The sequence below is a fragment of the Gilvimarinus sp. 2_MG-2023 genome (assembly GCF_030547685.1).
Classification (GTDB): Bacteria; Pseudomonadota; Gammaproteobacteria; order Pseudomonadales; family Cellvibrionaceae; genus Gilvimarinus.
Map to the genome: position 1 here is coordinate 1 of NZ_JAUOQM010000050.1, position 19,222 is coordinate 19,222.

The 19,222-nt window shown below is 51.1% G+C and carries 22 protein-coding genes and 1 riboswitch; of the genes, 7 read left to right on the plus strand and 15 right to left on the minus strand.

Annotation, left to right across the window (positions count from 1 at the left end; translation table 11 throughout):
* Positions 1-176: 176 nt before the first annotated feature.
* From Q4526_RS15250 to Q4526_RS15265, 4 genes are all read right to left on the minus strand, one after another.
* Positions 177-800: a hypothetical protein gene (locus tag Q4526_RS15250; RefSeq protein WP_215977973.1), complete on the minus strand. Its 624-nt coding sequence runs from the start codon at positions 798-800 to the stop codon at positions 177-179.
* A gap of 134 nt (positions 801-934) precedes the next feature.
* Positions 935-1,342, minus strand: coding sequence for a hypothetical protein (locus Q4526_RS15255; RefSeq protein WP_215977974.1), 408 nt, complete (start codon positions 1,340-1,342; stop codon positions 935-937).
* Between the two features lie 114 nt (positions 1,343-1,456).
* Positions 1,457-1,996, minus strand: coding sequence for a helix-turn-helix domain-containing protein (locus tag Q4526_RS15260; RefSeq protein ID WP_215977975.1), 540 nt, complete (start codon positions 1,994-1,996; stop codon positions 1,457-1,459).
* A gap of 127 nt (positions 1,997-2,123) precedes the next feature.
* Positions 2,124-2,519 (minus strand): MAPEG family protein, encoded by a 396-nt coding sequence (locus Q4526_RS15265; protein ID WP_215977976.1) that lies wholly within the window; start codon positions 2,517-2,519, stop codon positions 2,124-2,126.
* A gap of 370 nt (positions 2,520-2,889) precedes the next feature.
* On the opposite strand from Q4526_RS15265, the gene Q4526_RS15270 reads away from it, so the two are divergent.
* Positions 2,890-3,528 (plus strand): phage integrase N-terminal SAM-like domain-containing protein, encoded by a 639-nt coding sequence (locus Q4526_RS15270; RefSeq protein ID WP_215977977.1) that lies wholly within the window; start codon positions 2,890-2,892, stop codon positions 3,526-3,528.
* A gap of 20 nt (positions 3,529-3,548) precedes the next feature.
* A complete protein-coding gene (locus Q4526_RS15275) occupies positions 3,549-3,851 on the plus strand; it encodes a tyrosine-type recombinase/integrase (protein ID WP_303609685.1) in 303 nt (100 codons plus the stop codon).
* A gap of 40 nt (positions 3,852-3,891) precedes the next feature.
* On the opposite strand, the gene parE is transcribed toward Q4526_RS15275, so the two are convergent.
* The 7 genes from parE to thiD form a co-directional block, all read right to left on the minus strand.
* Positions 3,892-5,781 carry a DNA topoisomerase IV subunit B gene (gene parE, locus Q4526_RS15280; protein WP_215977978.1) on the minus strand — a complete coding sequence of 630 codons (1,890 nt, stop codon included), beginning with the start codon at positions 5,779-5,781 and terminating at the stop codon, positions 3,892-3,894.
* Between the two features lie 54 nt (positions 5,782-5,835).
* A complete protein-coding gene (locus Q4526_RS15285; protein WP_215977979.1) occupies positions 5,836-6,435 on the minus strand; it encodes a YqiA/YcfP family alpha/beta fold hydrolase in 600 nt (199 codons plus the stop codon).
* 4 nt (positions 6,436-6,439) lie between these two features.
* On the minus strand, positions 6,440-7,288 hold the full coding sequence (gene cpdA / locus Q4526_RS15290) for a 3',5'-cyclic-AMP phosphodiesterase (RefSeq protein WP_303603738.1): 849 nt from the start codon (positions 7,286-7,288) through the stop codon (positions 6,440-6,442).
* Positions 7,289-7,424: 136 nt separating this feature from the next.
* Positions 7,425-7,838, minus strand: coding sequence for a DUF1249 domain-containing protein (locus Q4526_RS15295; RefSeq protein WP_215977980.1), 414 nt, complete (start codon positions 7,836-7,838; stop codon positions 7,425-7,427).
* 45 nt (positions 7,839-7,883) lie between these two features.
* Positions 7,884-8,522, minus strand: a complete 639-nt coding sequence (locus tag Q4526_RS15300; protein ID WP_215977981.1) for an NUDIX domain-containing protein — start codon at positions 8,520-8,522, stop codon at positions 7,884-7,886.
* 31 nt (positions 8,523-8,553) lie between these two features.
* Positions 8,554-10,461, minus strand: a complete 1,908-nt coding sequence (thiC, locus tag Q4526_RS15305) for a phosphomethylpyrimidine synthase ThiC (RefSeq protein ID WP_215977982.1) — start codon at positions 10,459-10,461, stop codon at positions 8,554-8,556.
* On the minus strand, positions 10,458-11,312 hold the full coding sequence (gene thiD, locus Q4526_RS15310; protein WP_215977983.1) for a bifunctional hydroxymethylpyrimidine kinase/phosphomethylpyrimidine kinase: 855 nt from the start codon (positions 11,310-11,312) through the stop codon (positions 10,458-10,460). Before thiD ends, thiC begins: the two co-directional genes overlap by 4 nt.
* Positions 11,313-11,428: 116 nt before the next feature.
* Positions 11,429-11,523, minus strand: a riboswitch (TPP riboswitch).
* Positions 11,524-11,744: 221 nt separating this feature from the next.
* Between thiD and Q4526_RS15315 the strand changes: the two genes are divergently transcribed.
* Complete coding sequence (locus Q4526_RS15315) at positions 11,745-13,127, plus strand: TolC family outer membrane protein (protein ID WP_215977984.1); 1,383 nt, start codon at positions 11,745-11,747, stop codon at positions 13,125-13,127.
* 106 nt (positions 13,128-13,233) lie between these two features.
* Here the strand turns inward: Q4526_RS15315 and waaA are convergent, their stop codons facing one another.
* From waaA to Q4526_RS15335, 4 genes are all read right to left on the minus strand, one after another.
* A complete protein-coding gene (gene waaA, locus Q4526_RS15320) occupies positions 13,234-14,508 on the minus strand; it encodes a lipid IV(A) 3-deoxy-D-manno-octulosonic acid transferase (RefSeq protein WP_215977985.1) in 1,275 nt (424 codons plus the stop codon).
* A gap of 75 nt (positions 14,509-14,583) precedes the next feature.
* Positions 14,584-15,162: a CBS domain-containing protein gene (locus Q4526_RS15325; protein ID WP_215977986.1), complete on the minus strand. Its 579-nt coding sequence runs from the start codon at positions 15,160-15,162 to the stop codon at positions 14,584-14,586.
* A gap of 72 nt (positions 15,163-15,234) precedes the next feature.
* Positions 15,235-15,570 carry a hypothetical protein gene (locus Q4526_RS15330; RefSeq protein WP_215977987.1) on the minus strand — a complete coding sequence of 112 codons (336 nt, stop codon included), beginning with the start codon at positions 15,568-15,570 and terminating at the stop codon, positions 15,235-15,237.
* Positions 15,571-15,700: 130 nt separating this feature from the next.
* A complete protein-coding gene (locus tag Q4526_RS15335) occupies positions 15,701-17,434 on the minus strand; it encodes a hypothetical protein (protein ID WP_215977988.1) in 1,734 nt (577 codons plus the stop codon).
* Positions 17,435-17,731: 297 nt separating this feature from the next.
* On the opposite strand from Q4526_RS15335, the gene hisI reads away from it, so the two are divergent.
* From hisI to tatB, 4 genes are read left to right on the plus strand one after another with little or no spacing between them, the layout of a single operon-like run.
* The gene (hisI, locus tag Q4526_RS15340; RefSeq protein WP_215977989.1) at positions 17,732-18,130 is read left to right on the plus strand and encodes a phosphoribosyl-AMP cyclohydrolase; all 399 of its coding nucleotides are present in this window, start codon (positions 17,732-17,734) and stop codon (positions 18,128-18,130) included.
* Positions 18,127-18,483, plus strand: a complete 357-nt coding sequence (locus Q4526_RS15345; RefSeq protein WP_215977990.1) for a phosphoribosyl-ATP diphosphatase — start codon at positions 18,127-18,129, stop codon at positions 18,481-18,483. The genes hisI and Q4526_RS15345 overlap by 4 nt, the downstream gene beginning before the upstream one ends.
* Before the next feature lie 14 nt (positions 18,484-18,497).
* The gene (tatA, locus tag Q4526_RS15350; protein ID WP_215977991.1) at positions 18,498-18,728 is read left to right on the plus strand and encodes a twin-arginine translocase TatA/TatE family subunit; all 231 of its coding nucleotides are present in this window, start codon (positions 18,498-18,500) and stop codon (positions 18,726-18,728) included.
* A gap of 20 nt (positions 18,729-18,748) precedes the next feature.
* The gene (gene tatB, locus Q4526_RS15355) at positions 18,749-19,114 is read left to right on the plus strand and encodes a Sec-independent protein translocase protein TatB (protein WP_303609686.1); all 366 of its coding nucleotides are present in this window, start codon (positions 18,749-18,751) and stop codon (positions 19,112-19,114) included.
* Positions 19,115-19,222: the final 108 nt, after the last annotated feature.

The window sequence follows — 19,222 nt, forward strand, 5'->3', positions numbered from 1 at the left end:
TACTTTGGATGTCGGTACGGTAGCTCATCTTTACCGCCCGCACCTTGAACTCTCTTGAATATTCCCACGTTTTACGAGGGTTTGTATACTTTGGCATTTTCACCTCCAGATGCGTTATCTAGAGGTGTCCACTAAAGTGGGGCAAGTTCATGTCCTGCTTAAATGACTTGTTATGCCTACCCTAAATACTTGACTAATAACAAAGAAAATAAAGCACCCATAAAAGCAGAAGAAATGGCAATTATAACTTCATCTCTCTTACGCTTTAAAAACGACAACTCTTGTTTTTTGGGAACAGTGTGTACTACGAGTGTTTTTGACATTTGATACTTCACTGCGGGCCAGATCATTAAAAATGAAACACCAAATGCAATAGCCATGAGCCCCCATTCATTAAGGTAAATGGCGGTAAAACCTGCCAGCATGGGAATACCTATAAATATATTAGGAATTACATTGAAGTATTTCTTTTTTCTATTTTGTACCAAATCTTTAATCTGGGCAATTAAACCAAGTTGAATCGAATTACTTTCACTTACATAGGCTTTAATCCCGAAACTGCGTAAGTCCAATGTGACATAAGGCGATCTTCCAACGATGTATATATCTTCAAACGAACTTAAATGCAGTTTTTGTATTAGTTCAGGAAGTTCTGAAGGCTTAACGTTTTCATACTCACTTGTTTTTAACGTTACCTCTTCACAGTTTTCCTCGAATAATCTTATGATTTCTTCTAAATCATTAAGATGAAGAGCTGCAGGAGGAAAGTCTTCAATGTGCTTGTTGCCAGTTTTTTCCATATTATTTGAGTGACTCCATGTTGGCATAACGCCTTGCTCATTTGCGTAGCGGTTGTAGTGGATTTTTGTGCAACAATGAGCGCAACGAAGGCACAAAAAGGAGCGTAGACCGCTACGTCAAATGGAGCAATTTGTTAGGTATCGTACCCCAAATCTACAAAAGAGGTATCTAATTGCAAAAACTCAGCTACTTTAGGTTGAGTACGCTGAAGCCAATTTATAGATAATTGTGAATACCTGGAATCAAATAATGTAACCAACTCTTCACCATTTTTTGTACGAAGTCCCATGCCCACCCAGCCGCTACTTTTTGCTGGTTTCATTTCATAAACAGTAACGAAGGCGGCTGCATCAATATTTGCGACAACGCTTCGATTATTGTGCACGCAGCCACACACTCCTAACCGTATATCTTTCCACACTACCAATTTTCCAGAATACCTACTTTCATATTCCGCAACAACAGCTTCGGGTGCTTCTGATTTTAGAGGAATTGAAGCTTCCAATGTGACCGATCTGGGAAGCAATTTAAACTCGATCATGGAAATACCTAACGCTGCTATGTGGGGCTTTTGTTGTGTAGTGGAGTTTTGGGGTAAAGTGGCGAAGCCACCCCAAAACGGAGCGTAGCAACAAAAGTCCCTACGATAGCCTTGTTATGCATTTAGGCTCCAGATATATGAACGACCTTCTTTTTTCTTTTTAACAGCATCTTCATCTTCTAGATTTTTTAGAATTAGTGAGCCATAGGACGGGTGGATACCCGTGATTTCACATATTTCTTTTGTTGTACCCGATTTCTCCTCGAGATAATTTAATATCTGTTCTCGCCTCGTAGAACGAAATGACGACTGAAGAGATGAATCGACATGTTTTCTTAGTCGAATCTTTTCATCCGCACTAACGCCCTCGATTGAATCAAAAGCAGCAGATACATTAGTTTCGATTGATCTCTTTAAATCGTTTAGCTCTAGATAATGTTCTTGATTAGTAAAATCACTAGGAGCATATAGAGCTTTATTTTTAAACACTAAAACAATGAAGAACAAAATGACCAGTAAGGTTGGGAACCCCATTACAAAATATATGAAAATTCCTTGCAGCTCAATGGGCAGCTTTAGAAGTGCTGTTGTTGCCATTATTTCAGCAAGCCCTGCAAAAATCGAAATGATCGTAAGGGGGTTACTAACTCTCATTATTTATCTCCATCTCGATTAGTGCATAACGCCTCGTTAACCGGAGCGTAGGTTGATATTGTTTTTGCACCTTTGTCTTTTTGCAAAAACAATGGCAGCCGTTTACGCTTCCGTGTTTAACGACTTGTTAGGCTTTGGCAGTGATTAATGACAACACAATGCCAACCAATGCTAAAGCTATAAGCACAAATGTTGGTATCATAGATAGCATAAAACCAATGCCACGTTTTGCAGGGTCATTTATGTATGCACGCCAATAGATAAAGCGACCAATTATATAAACAATACCTATACCCGCAACCAATAAGCTAGGCCAGTATTTTCCTGCTAAAAATATTGCAGGAAGGAATGCCACGAGAGTTTCTAATGTGTTTATTTGAACACGGTACATTCTTTCAAAACCATCATCACCTGTAATGGCAGGCGCTTTTAGGCCAGACTTTCTACGTGCCTGCCCAGTCATAAAACCGAAAAAGAAAAATTGAAGTACAGCTAATATTGCGACTAATTCTACATATTGCATTTGTGATTCCTGAAGTTGTAATACTTGATTAAAAGCCTAACAGTGTATTAGGCAGAATTTCGTTTATACAACACTAAAACCCACCGTTTTTCTCCGCTTATTTGCAAAAAATCATATCAAGTTCAACAGGTTAGCGCATCTTTTTCTGTGTTTTGTCACTGTGAAAACAAAGCCATTGTGTTTAACGAGACCCTTACGAGGTCTTCTATGCACCCATGAAGACACAAAATATACAGATATATCAGAGTGTTAGCGTATAGTTTATAGAGAAAAAAAGACTAATGAATTTGTTACTCATAGGACCCTGCCCTTGAATTTACTCATATTTCCATTATAACTGTTTATACATACAGCACTTAGGGAGTTGTTTGTGAAACCTTCACCTTTCATTGAGCGGGTCCGGTCCGAGCTTCGTACTCGCCATTATAGTTTACGCACAGAAAAGACCTATCTTTACTGGATTCGTCATTTCATCTTGTTTAATGATAAACGACACCCCGAGGTGTTAGGGAACGCTGAAATTGAAGGGTTTCTGAGCTACCTCGCGGTTTATCGCAAGGTCAGTGCTGCGACGCAGAATCAAGCACTCTGCGCAATTGTCTTTTTATACAGATACATAATCGAACGGGAAATAGAAGACTTGCAATACGGTTTCGCCAAGCGCCCCAAAAATGTCCCGACGGTACTGGCTCCTGCGGAGATATCCGCCATATTAAATCAGCTCAGAGGAAAGTATTGGCTTATTACGGCATTACTCTATGGTTGTGGTTTTCGTATTCACGAAGCTTTGTCATTACGCATTAAGGACATTGACCTTCAGAATAAATCTATCTACATTTTCAGAGGAAAGGGAGCCAAAGACCGATATACGTTGTTGCCAGCGGCACTTATCTCCCCAATTCAACAACAAATGGCAGTGGCACAACAAATTCATCAAACCGATCTGGCTGAAGGGTATGGATCTACCTCGATTGCACGGCCCTGCACCGAAAATATGGTAAGTCGTTAACTGATTTTGCCTGGCAATACTTGTTTCCCTCTACAACTCGCTGCCAACATCCCTATGATGGCTATATTTGTCGGCATCATCTTCATGGAACAGCCTTTGCCAAAAATTTACGCAAAGCCGTTAAAACCAGTGGAGTCCATAAACGAGTCACCGCACATACTTTTCGGCATTCATTCGCGACAAACTTACTGCTTAACGGTAGCGATATCCGGACAGTACAGGAATTACTCGGCCATTCTGATTTGAGGACAACTGAGATCTACACTCACGTTATTGGCCAGCGTCGTGCTGGCACTCGTAGTCCTGTCGATGACTTATTTTAAACAATCGCATATTTTTTCAAACTTATGCGAGGATATACAATCAAACCACCACTTCCGCCAAATCGCCTTTTTCTTCCAGCCAGCTTTTACGATCGGCGGCGCGTTTTTTGGCCAGTAGCATGTCCATGATTTGATTGGTGTCGTCACCGTCTTCGACGCGCAGCTGTACCAATCGGCGTGTGTCTTTGGCCATGGTAGTTTCGCGCAGTTGCAGTGGGTTCATTTCGCCCAGACCTTTAAAGCGCTGTACGCCAACTTTGCCTTTTTTCTTCTCCGCTTCGATGCGATCCAAAATGCCGGCTTTTTCACTATCGTCTAGCGCGTAGTAAACTTCTTTGCCCACGTCGATGCGGTACAGCGGCGGCATGGCAACATAGACATGGCCCGCCGCTACTAAGGGGCGAAAATGACGCACAAACAGGGCGCACAGAAGGGTGGCGATGTGCAGGCCATCGGAGTCGGCGTCGGCAAGAATACACACTTTGTGGTAACGCAAGCCTTCCAACACATCAGTCGCGGGGTCGATACCGAGAGCAACTGAAATATCGTGCACTTCCTGGTTGGAGAAGATTTCGCTGGAGTCCACCTCCCAAGTGTTTAGAATTTTACCACGCAGCGGCATAATGGCTTGACACTCTCGATCGCGCGCCTGCTTGGCAGAGCCACCGGCCGAGTCCCCTTCCACCAAAAACAATTCGCTGTTGCTCGGGTCGCTGCTGGAGCAATCGGCCAACTTGCCCGGCAAGGCGGGACCTTGGGTGATTTTTTTGCGGGCGACTTTTTTCGAAGAGCGCACGCGCTTTTGCGCATTGTAAATGCACAAGTCGGCGATTTTGTCGCCCTCTTCGGTGTGCTGGTTTAGCCATAATGCAAAAGCATCTTTGGCCACACCGGAGACAAACGCCGCCGCCTCGCGCGAACTTAAACGCTCTTTGGTTTGGCCGGAGAATTGCGGGTCGGCCAGTTTGGAAGACAACACATAACTGCAGTTGCTCCAAATATCTTCCGGCGCCAGCTTAACGCCGCGCGGCAATAAATTGCGAAACTCGCAGTAATCGCGCAGTGCGTCCAGCAGGCCGGTGCGCAGACCATTGACGTGGGTGCCACCCTGAGCGGTCGGGATTAAGTTAACGTAGCTCTCTTGGGTCAGCTCACCGCCTTCGGGTTGCCACTGTATCGCCCAACTGGCCGCTTCGGTTGAGCCTGAAAACTCGCCCACAAACGGCTCGCTGGGCAACACCTCAAAGCCTTGGGTGTTGCCACTTAAATAATCGCGCAAACCATCTTCATAGTACCAGGTATCTTTTTCGCCGGAGGTTTCATCGTTAAACAACACGGTTAAACCGGGGCAGAGCACCGCTTTGGCTCGCAACACATGGCGCAATCGGCTGACGGAAAATTTAGCCGAATCGAAATAGCTGGCATTGGGCACAAAGCGCACACTGGTGCCGGTATTGCGCTTGCCGCAGGTGTCGATCACGGTTAGGTCGGATGTCTTCTCGCCGTTGGAAAAGACAATCTGGTGCACCTGTCCATCGCGCCGAATGGTTACCTCTAACAAGTCCGACAAGGCGTTCACTACAGACACACCCACACCGTGCAAGCCGCCGGAGAACTGGTAGTTTTTGTTGGAGAATTTACCGCCGGCGTGCAGGGTAGAAAGTATAACCTCGACACCGGGCTTGCCCTGTTCGGGGTGAATATCCACAGGCATACCGCGGCCGTCGTCACTCACGGTAACCGAGTGATTTTTGTGCAGAGTTACTGTGAGTGTTTTAGCGTGACCGGCCAGCGCCTCGTCCACGCTATTGTCGATCACCTCTTGCGCTAAATGGTTGGGGCGGGTGGTTTCGGTGTACATGCCCGGGCGTTTTTTAACGGGGTCCAGCCCGGTGAGGACTTCAATATCTTCTGCGGAATAGTTGGCCATGAGTGGTATCTATCACTTCTGTTATTGCTAGGGCTTAGGCAAAGCGCTGTGCGATTACTCTGCGCGCGGGTTTGCTTCAAACGCCTGAAAAAATTCGATTACGTCGGGAAGGTGTCGCTCAAAGTCGACAAAGCTATGGTCCCCACCCGGCTCTACCAGCTGTTGGCAGCCCTGATACGCATTGACTGCCTGACGATAATCCAGTGTTTCATCACCGGTTTGTACCATCAGCCAGAAATTGTCGTGGCGGGTTATAGGAGTAACATCCACCGCTTTTATCTCATCAATATGGGCGGCCGTTAGGCGATAGCTATCATCGGTGTGATAGCTCTTCAGGTCAATACCTAAAAACTCGGGCATAAATTGCCAGGGGGCTACCGAGGGGTTAATCAACACGGCCGGGCGATTGTATTGCTCCGCCAGCCAAGTGGCCCAATAGCCACCCAGCGAGCTGCCCATCAGCCAAATAGGCTCGGGCTGCAAAAACTCCATCAGTGCTTTGAGTTCGTCGGCGGTGTGCGCCGGATAGGGTGTTAAATGTGGGCAGATAAAGCGGATTTCTGGCCGCTGCTGGGCCAGCCACTGTTTAACAACCTGCGCCTTGTGCGACAGTGGAGAACTTAAAAACCCGTGCAGATAAACCACGCAAGCCATACGCTTAATACCCGGCTGAGCGATAATCGATGACGTAGGCTTTATCGGTGACGCGCGAGATACCGGTTTCTATACGCCCGTCCGGATAAAGGTCGTACCAGCGGTAACCCGGCATAGCGGTATCGACGGTAAAGTCGTCACAGTCCGGCTTGAATTGCACACAGGTGGAGGGCGTCGCCAACAGCAGGGTTTCGCCCCGGCGCTGCTCGAACAACTGGTGCACATGCCCCCAGCTGATCGCTTTAACCTGTGGGTGTCTATCGGTAATGGCAAATAGGGCGTCGCTGTTGCGCACTATGTATTGATCAATCCATTCACTGCCGACAACAACGGGTTGATGATGCAGCATCACTATGGTGGGTGTGTTGCTGTGCTCGTTTAAGGTTTGGCTTAAAAAAGCCAGTTCGGCCCGGGACAGCTCGCCGTGGACAAAACCCGGCACGCTGGTGTCGAGTAATACCACCAACCAAGCGCCCAACATCATGGTGCGATGGGCCGGACGCTGCGGGTGATCGAGAGTAAACATCACATCCGCCAAATCGTGATTGCCCGGCAGCCACCCTTGCGAGCAAGAAAAACGGCTGTTGATTTGCTCAATATAGCGCTGGTAACAACTGGGGTTGGGAGCGCTGGCGATATCACCGGTACAGACCATTGCGTCTATATGAGACTGTTCGCGCTGAACGATATCCAGCACATCGTCCAGGCTCTGATCAGTATTTAGGCCCAAAAGGGTTTCCCCGTCTGCGCTGCCGAGATGGGTATCCGTAATTTGCACCAGACGCACTGGGCGATCATCGGTATGTGAGGTGCTGAGCTTACCCACCATTGAGCTTGAGCTTCCTTTTTTCAATCCTGTTTGCGGTATACGCTTTGGGTAACGATAAACGCTTACGGAAAAAGACGCCAGTAAATGGCCGGCTCAAATGCAAAAAGTATGATATTTAGCTCAAATTTGCGTCAATTTAACAGGGAAACACGGTGATTGTTCAGCGAACCGGCAGGGATATTTCGTGCAGAGAGTGGCCGTTAGCCAGGCAGTGACGCAGCCACTCCCCCAAAAAACGGTTAAATTGAGCCTTTTCATCGGCCTGATACATTTTGTGATTGGGGTAGCTGTATTTCACGTTTAAACGGCGGTGCTCTTCGCAGGCCAGCACCTCGGCCAGATGGGCATCATGGTATAGGCGCACGGTCAAACGCGGCGCGCGCAACCATTCGCTGTCATCGGCATCCTGGCGGAACACCTGCACCGTGGTGGTATAGCGCATGCGTTCGGTGATTTGAATGCGAACTTCCCAACGCCCCTTGGCCCGCTCCACAGCGAACTCCCAGCTGTCGCGCACCTCAGATGCGGGCATCAGCTTTTGCAACAACCAATAATTAGCTTCACACTGCGCCATGTGCTGCGGGAAGTCGACTTTGTAGCGTTCTTTTACGGCGATGAGCTAACCCTCACAAGATTGAGTTAAGGAATCTCTGTTGTATTGTAACCATTGTAGGGTGATTAGGGCAGCAGGATTATTCCATCGGCCCGTGTAAAGCTGGGCAAAGACCTCGTCAGCCGCCAACACATGCATTTTGATGTCTTCGTTTTCTTCGGCCAAACCAAACAGGCCACCGCCACCGCTCAAGTCACACAAGCCGCAGTAAAGGTAGAGCTTTTCGTCACAGCCACCCGGGGTCGCCAGATAGTTACCGATATAGTGCAACTCCACCTGCTCAATACCGGCCTCTTCTACAAGCTCGCGCCGCGCAACCTCTTGCGGGGTTTCGCCCGCCTCCACCATGCCGGCCACCACTTCCAACAGCCAGGGGCCGGTGGCTTCGGCCATGGCCCCGATGCGAAATTGTTCCACCAGCGCCACCTGATCGAGCGCTGGGTCGTACAACAGCACCCCCACCGCTTGCTTGTGATGGATAAGCTCGCGGGTCAGGGGTTCGCACCACTGATTATCGCGAAACAACCGGTGACGCAGGGTGACTTTTTCGGCGTAGTAAAAACCCCGATACAGTGTTTTGCGCTCGATAACATCAACATCACTGAGGCCGAACTGGGTCGGAACTAACTCGGGGTTTTCACTCATAAGCTACCTATAAACACAGCTATAAACGCCGCTAAACTTTGTGATACAACTCGGCGCCGGTGTCGCGAAACTCCTGCGCCTTGGCTTGCATTTCAGCTTCGACATCGATCATGCGAATCACATCCTCACCGCTATCGCTGACACCAAAGCCATTGTCGGCGGCGTACTCGCGCACTTCCTGGCTAATTTTCATGGAGCAAAACTTTGGCCCGCACATGGAGCAAAAGTGCGCCACCTTGGCCGAATCTTTGGGCAAGGTTTCGTCGTGATATTCGCGCGCGGTGTCCGGGTCCAGCCCCAGGTTAAATTGATCTTCCCAGCGAAATTCAAACCGCGCTTTCGACAGGGCGTCGTCGCGCAGTTGCGCACCGGGATGGCCCTTGGCTAAGTCTGCCGCATGGGCCGCGATTTTGTAAGTAATGATACCTTCTTTTACATCGTCTTTGTTAGGCAGCCCCAAATGCTCTTTGGGGGTAACGTAACAGAGCATGGCACAACCGTACCAGCCAATCATGGCCGCGCCAATGCCCGATGTAATATGATCGTAGCCGGGGGCGATGTCTGTGGTCAGTGGCCCCAAAGTGTAAAACGGCGCTTCGCCGCAGCACTCTAGCTGCTTGTCCATGTTTTCTTTAATCATGTGCATTGGCACATGCCCCGGCCCTTCGATCATGCACTGTACGTCGTGCTTCCAGGCAATTTGCGTCAGCTCGCCCAAGGTTTCCAGCTCGCCAAATTGCGCTTCGTCGTTGGCATCGGCAATGGAGCCCGGGCGCAAGCCATCGCCCAAGGAGAAGGACACGTCATAGGCCTTCATGATTTCGCAGATATCTTCAAAGTGGGTATATAGAAAGCTCTCTTTATGATGCGCCAAACACCACTTGGCCATAATAGAGCCGCCGCGACTGACAATACCTGTAACGCGCTTTGCCGTAAGCGGCACATAGCGCAGTAAGACACCGGCGTGAATGGTGAAATAATCCACCCCCTGCTCGGCTTGCTCAATCAACGTGTCGCGGAAAATCTCCCAAGTTAAGTCTTCGGCCACACCGCCGACTTTTTCCAGCGCCTGATAAATCGGCACCGTACCGATGGGCACATGAGAGTTGCGGATAATCCACTCGCGTGTCTCGTGAATATTTTTGCCGGTAGACAAATCCATAATGGTGTCGGCGCCCCAGCGGGTGCCCCAAGTGAGTTTTTCCACCTCTTCTTCAATCGAACTCGAAAGAGCCGAGTTGCCAATATTGCCGTTGATTTTGACCAGGAAGTTACGGCCGATAACCATCGGTTCCAACTCCGGGTGATTAATATTGGCGGGAATAATCGCGCGGCCGCGAGCCACCTCACTGCGCACAAACTCAGGCGTAATTTCATCGGGAATGCTGGCCCCAAAACTATTACCCGGGTGCTGCTTATCCATAATGCCTAGCTCGCGCGCTTGCGCCAGCGCCATGTTTTCGCGAATGGCGATGTACTCCATCTCTGGGGTAATAATCCCCTGGCGAGCGTAGTGCATCTGACTGACATTTTTACCGGCTTTGGCGCGCAGGGGCCGACGCTGATGAGCAAAGCGCAAAGCGTCTAGCTCAGGGTCGGCCAGACGCGCCCGCGTATAGTCAGAGTTCACTGCCTCGAGCGCTTCGGTGTCCTGACGCTCGGTAATCCACTGGCGGCGCACATCGGCCAACCCTTGGCGCAGATCAATTTTTTGTTCGGGGTCGGTATAGGGCCCTGAGGTATCGTAAACCCGCACATCGGGATTGTGTTCGCCGCCGAACTCAGTGGGAGTGGTGTCCAGGGCGATACTGCGCATGGGCACACGGATATCGGGCCGACTGCCCTGCACATACTGTTTACTAGAGCGTGGGAAGGGCTGCACCGAGGCGGTATCCACCACGGCGCTTTCGCTTAGATGTTCGACGGTATTCTGGCTCATAAAGGCTCCTGCGTTGAGCAAAGTTGTAATTTTTCGGGAAAATGATTGAGCGGGCCGCAACCGGCCCCTACTTTGAGGTTGGCACCGGCAAGCAGTGCACGGTGAAGATAATGCTTGGCAAGGCGGCAGGCCTCGGGCAGAGGCTCGCCCCGGGCGAGATAAGCGGTAATGGCCGCACTTAATGTGCAACCAGTGCCATGATTATTTTCAGTGGCAATACGCTCGCGAGCAAAAAGCTGTAACCCGGCGGTATCGCAATAAACATCGACAGCCTGCGCCCCACCTAAGTGGCCACCGGTTATCAGTACCGCCTGCGCGCCCAACATCAGTAAGCGCTCGGCCTGTGCCTGCATGGCAGTTAAGGTGTGCGCCTCGGGCTCACCCAGCAAGCGAGCGGCTTCGTGAGTGTTGGGGGTAATCACACTGGCGCGGGGAATCAATTGTTCGCGCAGAGCACCGAGCGCATCGGGACTGAGAAACCGGTGGCCGCTGGAGGCAACCATCACCGGGTCCACCACCAGAGACAGTGCTCGCTCACCATCCAACACCTGGCAGATTTGCCTGATCGCCTCAGCGCTGCCCAACAGCCCGGTTTTCACCGCGGCGACAGGCATGTCGCTCAGCACCGAGGTTATCTGGGCTTTGAGGCTATCGATGGGGACTTGCCACAGGCCTTGCACGCCCTGAGTGTTTTGCGCCGTAATAGCCGTAAGCGCGCTAGTGCCGTAGACACCGCAGGCGGCAAAGGTTTTTAAATCGGCCTGAATACCGGCGCCGGCGCCAGAGTCACTACCGGCAATGGTCAGGGCTATGGGCGTATTGGCGGTTACTGCATGATGGGAATTGGACATGGGTGGCTCCAGTCAAAAGAACAGGAACCAGAGCAAGCCGCAAGGCGCGCGCACGGGGCAGAGGCCACGGGCGGAAGAAACAGTGACAGTACAGAACTGTGAAGATCGGCAGTTATCATTGCTACGCTCTCGTTCCCTACGCCGGTACTAACCGGATCAGGTCGACGGGACTCTCTCAGCCTCGACAATCGAAGCACCCCGACAAGAAAGCAAGCAGTCTAGAGAAGTCTTGCAGGTGTGTAAAGCGGCCGATTTACGGTTTTTTACCCCTTTCGGGCAAAAATGAATGAACATTCATCTGTATTTTATCCGCACAAATCGCTACACTCATGCTCTGAACAAGGTCCTGACTGAAGCGCCTTTTCTGGGTGCGCCTATGGCGATCACCCCGAGCACTGACTTTTTACGGAAGCTATACCACTGGGAAACACCATGAAAACCATGAAACGCTACCTATTGGCCGCACTGATTACTGCCACTGGCAGTGCTCAAGCCAATTCTATTCTCGATATTTATAATCTGGCACTGGAAAACGATCCACTGTTAAAAGCCGATCAGGCCGCCTACCGGGCAGGGCTTGAGAATAAAACCATAGGCCGCGCGGGCCTGTTGCCACAAATTAATGCCAGCGCCAGCTACACCATTAGCGAGTCAACTTCAGGGGCCACCGTCAGTGAAGGCGTTATTGTGGACGATGGCTCCACCACCAGCGACACCGATGTTGTCAGCTGGAGTGTCAGCCTCGACCAGGCGCTAATCGACCTCAATGCCTGGCACATCTACCAGCAGGGCATCGCCTTGAGCGACCAGGCCAAAGCGCAGTACTCGGCCGACCAGCAGAGCCTGATTGTGCGCGTTGCCGAGGCGTATTTTAATGTACTGCGTGCGGTCGACAATCTCGAAGCCACCATGGCCGAAGAGAAAGCGCTAGAGCAGCAGCTACAGCAAACCAAACAGCGTTTTGAAGTGGGCCTAACCCCGATTACCGATGTCCACGATGCCCAGGCAGCCTTCGATACCGCCCAAGCGGCATCACTGGAAGCCCGCGGTCAGCTAGGTATTCAATACGAATCTCTGGAAGTGCTTACCGGGCAGGCGCACGACGCCATTGCTCCGCTCAGCGACGAGTTCCCCGTGGTTCCCCCCAGCCCGGCCAACCGCCACGACTGGGTCGAATTTGCTCTGGAAAATAACTTTACTCTAAAAGCGACCAGCGCCGCGGCGAATGCCGCCGAAGAGCAGGCAAAAGCCGCCCGTGCCAATCACCTACCAACCTTAAGTGCCTCGGCCAGCTACACAGAAACCGATACGGATACGGATATTTACAACAACCCCTACAACCGCTCGGACAGTGAAGGCCACTCCTTTGGCATCAGCCTGCAAGTCCCTCTGTTTAGCGGTCTGCGTACCTCCGGTAGCCGTCGTCAAGCCTATGCTCAGGCCATGCAAGCGGACGAAAACTTCAACTATCAGCAGCGCAATGTTATTCAGGCCACACGCTCACTGCATTTAGCGGTTGAAACTGGAGTCGCTCGTGTAAAAGCCCGTAAGCAGGCAATTGTGTCGAACGAAAGTGCGGTAAAAGCCACTCAGTCCGGTTTTGAAGTGGGCACACGCAACCTGGTGGAAGTGTTGCTGGCGCAGCGCTCGCTGTTTCAGGCGCGCCGCGATTACTCCAACGCCCTCTACGATTATATTATTCAGCTGATCAGTTTGCGCGAGGCAGCCGGCATGCTGACTCCGGCCGATATCGAGCGTATCGACAGCTTTTTACTGGATGCCCAAACGGTACGCCGCAGCGATTACGACGTGTAACCCAAGGCACCACACTCACAAAAAAGCAGCCTAAATGGCTGCTTTTTTGTGCCCGACAATTGGCTTTTAACGGCCATCAGCGAGGTTATTGGGTAATACCTGCCCTCTATAGCAGCGCCTCTATCATCGCCTGGGTTTTATCCAACGCACCGCGATTAGACTCGGCCACCTCAAGTGCCGCCTGCCCCATGACTTGTGCCTGCTCATTATCACGATAAAGGCCGTACACGGCACTGGACAATTCAGCAGCATCGTTCACAAGTGTTAAGGCGTGTGCGTCCGTTAGCATTTTCGCCACACCCGAAAAATTAAATAAGTGCGGCCCGCTGATCAGCGGTTTAGCCCACAGAGCAGGCTCAATAAAGTTATGCCCACCTACTGGAGTCAGCGAGCCACCCATAAATACATAGTCAGAGGCGCCCAACATCAGTGGTAGCTCACCCATGGTATCACCCAGCACCACATCAACATCGGCACTGGGCTGCTCTTCCACCGAGCGGCGTATACTGCTCAATCCACTGCGCCCGATTAAGCTATGCACCCGATCAAATCGCTCTGGGTGACGCGGAACCAACACCAACAATAATTGCTCAGCGCTAAGGCCGCGCTGGCGCAGCAGCTTAAGCGCCTCCAGCACAATTTCATCTTCGCCCGGGTGGGTACTGGCAACCACCCATACCCGGCGCTTACCGTCCAGCGACCATTCGTCAGAAAGCTCGGCGGCCTGTTCACGCTGTGTCGGGGACAGCGTTTGATCGAATTTAATATTGCCGGTTATTTGTATTTTATCCGGCCCCAGACCCAGCCCGATAAAGCGGTCGGCATCAGCTTGCTGTTGAATACCTGCCCCACCCAAACGCGACAACATAGCTCGGGTTACCCCCCCCGCTCGGCTATAACTGCGAGCGGAACGCTGCGAGAGCCTCGCGTTAATTAACAGTGTGGGTACGCCTCGGGCATGACATTCGGCCAGGGTGTTCGGCCATAACTCGGTTTCCATAATGACCAACAGGTCGGGTTCGGCGGTATAAATAAAACGCCGAATCGCGCGAGTGAAATCGTAGGGCATATAAAAATGATGCACCCGGTCACCTAAGCTTGCGCGAATTCGGTCGGAGCCGGTCAGGGTCGTAGAGGTAACAATGAGTTCAGTATCCGGGCGCGCCAGTAAGCGGTAGATTAGCGGCAGGGCCCCTAAAAATTCGCCCACCGAAACAGTATGCAGCCAAATACGAGTCTGCTGCCCGGTAATGGGAGCAATATAACCAAACCGCTCTGGCAGGCGTTCAATATGGCGGCGATCGCGGCGCGCGCACCATAACTGATGCAACAGAACCAGCAATATAGCCAGAGAGTAAAGCAAAGAGTACAAAAGCCGCATGGGGAAATCACCGTCGCAAAAAACGACAGGATAGCGGTACAGGCGGCCAAGGGAAAGGCCGCCTGAAGGTTCGATTTAGTGATTGCTTACATTAAGCGCGGTGAAAACATCGCTAAAGTTGTGCACCACCGGCTCAATATTCACTGGCTGTCCCAGCCGGTGCGATATTTCTTCGGCGCTGACCAAGCCGCAGACCTCACTTTGACCATCCAATATTAATAGGTAGTGCTGGCCTTCGAACTCCAATACATCGAGCAAATCACGAACCCGGGAACGCTCTAATGTTTCACGCTGAATGCCGTGCAACAGTACGACCGGAGTCATAATATCTTTAACGGTCAAATCTTTGCGCTCTACCCCCATGGCAGAGGCAGTCGCCAGAACTTTTACACTTTCTATATCACGCAGGCTGATAATACCGGACAAGCGATTGCGGGCATCAACCACCAACTTAATTTTAGAATGGGTGACATGCATTAAATACGCGGCGTCATCGACGCTTACCGCCGGGTTAATAAGCATGGGCGAGCGGCTATCAAAGTCCCAAAATACCGATTCGGCGGGGCTCGCTAAGGTGATTTCGGGTTTTTGCCCAGCGGATAAATTAAGCGAATGATTCAAACGACATACAGGAATACGGGGTACAGGTTTCATAGTACAGCCTCACAGTTTATAAACCGCCCACAGGCGGTATCGACACACAAAATTTAAAACGTTAGATGTGTATCAAACTGGAGGGGCACGCGCGGCAAAGGCGGGAATGATGGGGCCGCAACTCGCCACCGTGGCAAATAACAACGGTTGAGCCGCTGGTACCAGCTCAAGGCCAAGTGAGGGCTTGGCAACAACGGTGTCATCCTCGGCACCCTCTGAGGTGTCACTACTAACAGGAGGATGAACACTATCGACGAGATCCGCACCGCAGGGTAAGTCAAAACCTGCCCCTTGCACTGCCACCGGAGAGAGTAAAGATAAAGCAAGCCAAATACACAAAGCAACGCCCGAGGCGTAACCTGTGAGATTTGGGGCTTTCGCCCTAATGGCTTGTGCTGCTTTTAACATGATCAGTCCGCAGTGTATGAAAGTGCCCTTGTGAGGCTCTATCATTCAAGAGTGAGGGCAAGGCGTCACAATTTCAAGACCTATTGCACAATTTTTCACCTAACAAGGATTTTCTCGCTGTGCGACACCGTCAACCAAACCATTCAAGTAAGAGCAGTAATATCAGCATAAAGCCCAAAATCAAACCCGTATAAATTAACTGCGGATGGCGCAGTTGCCACAGGCGCTTAGCTTGCTCCACAACCGAGAGCTTCTGCGCGTTCCTGAGACGCGGGAACACCCATCGCTCCAACTCGTGCTGAGCAAAAAAAGATAGATTCTGGTTGCCCAAAGCAATGACCACATTATCGGCAAATATATAATGCGCGGTATAGGCCAAGGCCTCGCCTTTGGCAACAGTGCTGCGACCGGCGCCGTCGTCCAGCACTAAAGACTCACCCACTACGCCTAGCTTTGCCCGCATAATACTGTGAAACAATTTACTCGCCGCAACACTGACCAACACTAAGAACGCTATCATTGCGAGCATTATGGTAAAAAAATCCGAACCTAACTTATCGCTTGTGACATACAACCAGATAAGTAAAACGGAGCAAATAAAAGTAGCGCCCCATAAAATATAGACGGCCCAGTGGTGCCAAGGCTTGAGCCCCGAGCTTACCCACAACACACCATCTTGCCCCGTTGGGGTTATCTCGCCATCTGTGGGCAGCTTACCGCCACCTTTGAACGCTTTAAACTTGGCCTGCGTTTGCGGCTTCTCCAGGCGCCAGGCTGCCACAAAGCCCAGCACTAACAACACAATAAACAATGCGCCTGCTAAGTATTGCCAATATTTATAACCCATACTGGCCGCATGATATGCTTGCTCCAACTGACGCAAGGTGGGGGACTGCACCTCTTCGGTCAACCCCGCGCTCGAATTCACCAAGACCAATTTGGGCTCAGTAAAATCAGTCAACCACAAATAATCTTGCCAATAATGCAACGCCTGCGGGTCGTTTAGCCCAGCCTGATTAAGCAACCCAGCATTAAGTGGTGCATTCAGCTCGCCTTGTTGATCTAGCAGGCGCAGCTTGCCACGAGCCATGGCATTGTTGCCAACCAACACCCACAATCCACTGGCGGAAGAGGCCAGTTGATGAGGCCAGCGATAATTGCCGCCGAGCTCAATACTGTGAGCCTGTAACACCTCAGCGAAATACTCCTCCCGAGTGTCTAGCTGCACGACCCGATGGTGATTGGTATCGGCCAGCCACAGGCCATTATCGTGCCACACCAGCTGGTTAGGAAACTTAAATCCAGTGCGTTTTTGTGCCAATAGCCGGCCCGTATCGCTGTACTTATAAAGAGCGTGATCGGAGGTGTCAGCGAGGTAGATATGATCATTCTGTCGATCAATCAACAGCCGCGAACTGCGCGCCGGCAGCGAGTCTATAGTGGCCAGATGAGTGCAATGTAGAGGGGTTAACCGACAGCGATAAAAGCCGTCACTGCGCTCGCCTTCAGATTGATGCGCAGGTTCTGGCGCCGACTGCAACCGCAAAAAAGCCCTGATATTTTGACCGGTCGAACGCGGCGCAGCGCGGTGCAACACAAGTAAATCGCCATTGGCAAAAAAATCGAAATCCCCCACCGGGCGCAGGCCTTCCGCCGATAAGTCCACCGAGCGTTGCTCTCGGCCGGTGACGTCGAACCAAATCCAGTGGTGGTCGAAGTTAACCACCATTTGCTCGCGGTCGAGGCTCAAAAAGCCATAGGCGGTTAAGCGGGCACGCTCACCTCCAGCCCAGGTATACAGGCCCGCAATGACGACAAAAGTTAGAATAATAACGACAGCGGCAAGCCGCGACTTTCCCTGCATGAGAGTATCCCCTAAAATTTTCGCGCTAAACACTACCACAGACAACGTTGTCTGTCTTACCCTTTAAAACGACCCCAGCGGGGTTCGCATGCTTGACTGTGATCGCATTCACACGGCTTGAGTCGCCTGATGTACTGGCGCATCAACCATATTGCGACTGGAAATTTCGCCCGAGTTTTACCCAATGAATGCAGGGAAAAGGTATACTCTCCCTCCCCGAGCGCGGCACATTGGGGGAAATCGTTAAATTGCAATTTTTGCCTGATAGTATCGCTCGGGCAGCACGGAGCATACACAATGACCGACAACGCACCGATCAGCTGGCTGGACCAGGTAAAATGGGACGATAAAGGCCTAGTACCCGCCATTGCCCAAGATGCCGCCAGTGGCCGCATTTTGATGATGGCTTGGATGAACCGCGACGCTTTGGCACTAACTGCCCAAGAGGGGCGGGCTATCTACTGGTCACGGTCACGAGGTAAACTGTGGCGCAAAGGTGAATCTTCCGGTCATGTACAAAAACTGCATGAAATGCGCCTCGATTGTGACGCCGATGTGGTATTACTGTCGGTGGAACAGCTCGGTGGTATTGCCTGCCACACTGGTCGCGAGAGCTGTTTTTATCGCCAATTCGACGGCGAACAGTGGCACAGTGTAGACAACGTCATTAAAGACCCAGATGAGATTTACCAATGACCGATAACTCAGACATACTCGCCGCATTAACCCGCATTTTGGTTGAACGCAAAAATGCCGCTTCGGGCGATAAGTCCTATGTCGCTAGCCTGCATCAAAAAGGGCTGAACAAAATTCTGGAAAAAGTGGGCGAAGAAGCCACTGAGACCATTATCGCGGCGAAAGACGCTCAGGCAACCGGCGACACTAAAGAACTGATCGCAGAAACCGCCGACTTATGGTTTCACTCGCTGGTTTTACTGTCACACCTAGACGAGTCTGCCGACAGTGTTCTGCAAGAGCTGGCCCGACGCTTTGGCGTCTCGGGCCACGACGAAAAAGCCTCTCGTTCCTCTAAACCCACCCAACACTAACTGAGGGTAGATCTATGGCTGGCATCAGCCTTTGGCAATTATTGATTATTCTGGCAATCGTTTTTCTGCTGTTCGGCACCAAGCGCTTGCGCGGTATGGGTTCCGATCTTGGCGAAGCCATTAAGGGCTTTAAAAAATCCGTTAGCGATGACGACTCCACAGAGCAAGAGACCAAGTCTTTGCAAAAGGAGCAAGAGCCAGCCGGCAGCGACACAGAAACTAAAGACAAAACCAACAACCAGTAGGCCGGACACCGATGTTCGATATGGGTTTTTTCGAGTTGCTGTTGATTGCCATCGTCTCACTGGTGGTTATTGGCCCGGAGCGCCTGCCAGAGACGGTACGCACTGTCAGTTTGTGGATAGGCCGGTTGAAGCGCAGCCTGCGTGAAACCCGCAGTGAAATCGAAAAGCAAATTGGCGCCGACGATATTCGCCGCCAACTGCACAATGAAGATGTGATGCGCAACCTCGAAGCCACCAAACGCGACATTGAGCAATCCATTGACCCTGAGCGCGCCCACCGCATACAGCAAGGCTACCAGGCGCCAGTTGAGGCGCCCGACCACGCTCACTCGCAACCCGTAACACGCGACTCAGAACACGCAACCACAGACAGCGAAAAATCATGAGCAACTCAAACGATCAGGAGCTACCGCTGGTTCAGCATTTAATTGAACTGCGAAACAACCTGCTCAAAGCTCTGCTCGTGATCGGCATAGTCTGTGCCTGCTTGCTGC

Bases quoted from the DNA above. Each gene is read 5' to 3' on its own strand.
- Q4526_RS15260 (WP_215977975.1), bottom strand. From the start codon at position 1,996: ATGAGAGTTAGTAACCCCCTTACGATCATTTCGATTTTTGCAGGGCTT.
- Q4526_RS15250 (WP_215977973.1), bottom strand. From the start codon at position 800: ATGGAAAAAACTGGCAACAAGCACATTGAAGACTTTCCTCCTGCAGCT.
- tatB (WP_303609686.1), top strand. From the start codon at position 18,749: ATGGGTTTTTTCGAGTTGCTGTTGATTGCCATCGTCTCACTGGTGGTT.
- Q4526_RS15325 (WP_215977986.1), bottom strand. From the start codon at position 15,162: ATGAAACCTGTACCCCGTATTCCTGTATGTCGTTTGAATCATTCGCTT.
- Q4526_RS15335 (WP_215977988.1), bottom strand. From the start codon at position 17,434: ATGCAGGGAAAGTCGCGGCTTGCCGCTGTCGTTATTATTCTAACTTTT.
- Q4526_RS15330 (WP_215977987.1), bottom strand. From the start codon at position 15,570: ATGTTAAAAGCAGCACAAGCCATTAGGGCGAAAGCCCCAAATCTCACA.
- Q4526_RS15295 (WP_215977980.1), bottom strand. From the start codon at position 7,838: ATGGCGCAGTGTGAAGCTAATTATTGGTTGTTGCAAAAGCTGATGCCC.
- Q4526_RS15315 (WP_215977984.1), top strand. From the start codon at position 11,745: ATGAAAACCATGAAACGCTACCTATTGGCCGCACTGATTACTGCCACT.
- Q4526_RS15265 (WP_215977976.1), bottom strand. From the start codon at position 2,519: ATGCAATATGTAGAATTAGTCGCAATATTAGCTGTACTTCAATTTTTC.
- waaA (WP_215977985.1), bottom strand. From the start codon at position 14,508: ATGCGGCTTTTGTACTCTTTGCTTTACTCTCTGGCTATATTGCTGGTT.
- thiC (WP_215977982.1), bottom strand. From the start codon at position 10,461: ATGAGCCAGAATACCGTCGAACATCTAAGCGAAAGCGCCGTGGTGGAT.
- parE (WP_215977978.1), bottom strand. From the start codon at position 5,781: ATGGCCAACTATTCCGCAGAAGATATTGAAGTCCTCACCGGGCTGGAC.
- tatA (WP_215977991.1), top strand. From the start codon at position 18,498: ATGGCTGGCATCAGCCTTTGGCAATTATTGATTATTCTGGCAATCGTT.
- thiD (WP_215977983.1), bottom strand. From the start codon at position 11,312: ATGTCCAATTCCCATCATGCAGTAACCGCCAATACGCCCATAGCCCTG.
- Q4526_RS15300 (WP_215977981.1), bottom strand. From the start codon at position 8,522: ATGAGTGAAAACCCCGAGTTAGTTCCGACCCAGTTCGGCCTCAGTGAT.
- Q4526_RS15255 (WP_215977974.1), bottom strand. From the start codon at position 1,342: ATGATCGAGTTTAAATTGCTTCCCAGATCGGTCACATTGGAAGCTTCA.
- Q4526_RS15345 (WP_215977990.1), top strand. From the start codon at position 18,127: ATGACCGATAACTCAGACATACTCGCCGCATTAACCCGCATTTTGGTT.
- Q4526_RS15285 (WP_215977979.1), bottom strand. From the start codon at position 6,435: ATGGCTTGCGTGGTTTATCTGCACGGGTTTTTAAGTTCTCCACTGTCG.
- hisI (WP_215977989.1), top strand. From the start codon at position 17,732: ATGACCGACAACGCACCGATCAGCTGGCTGGACCAGGTAAAATGGGAC.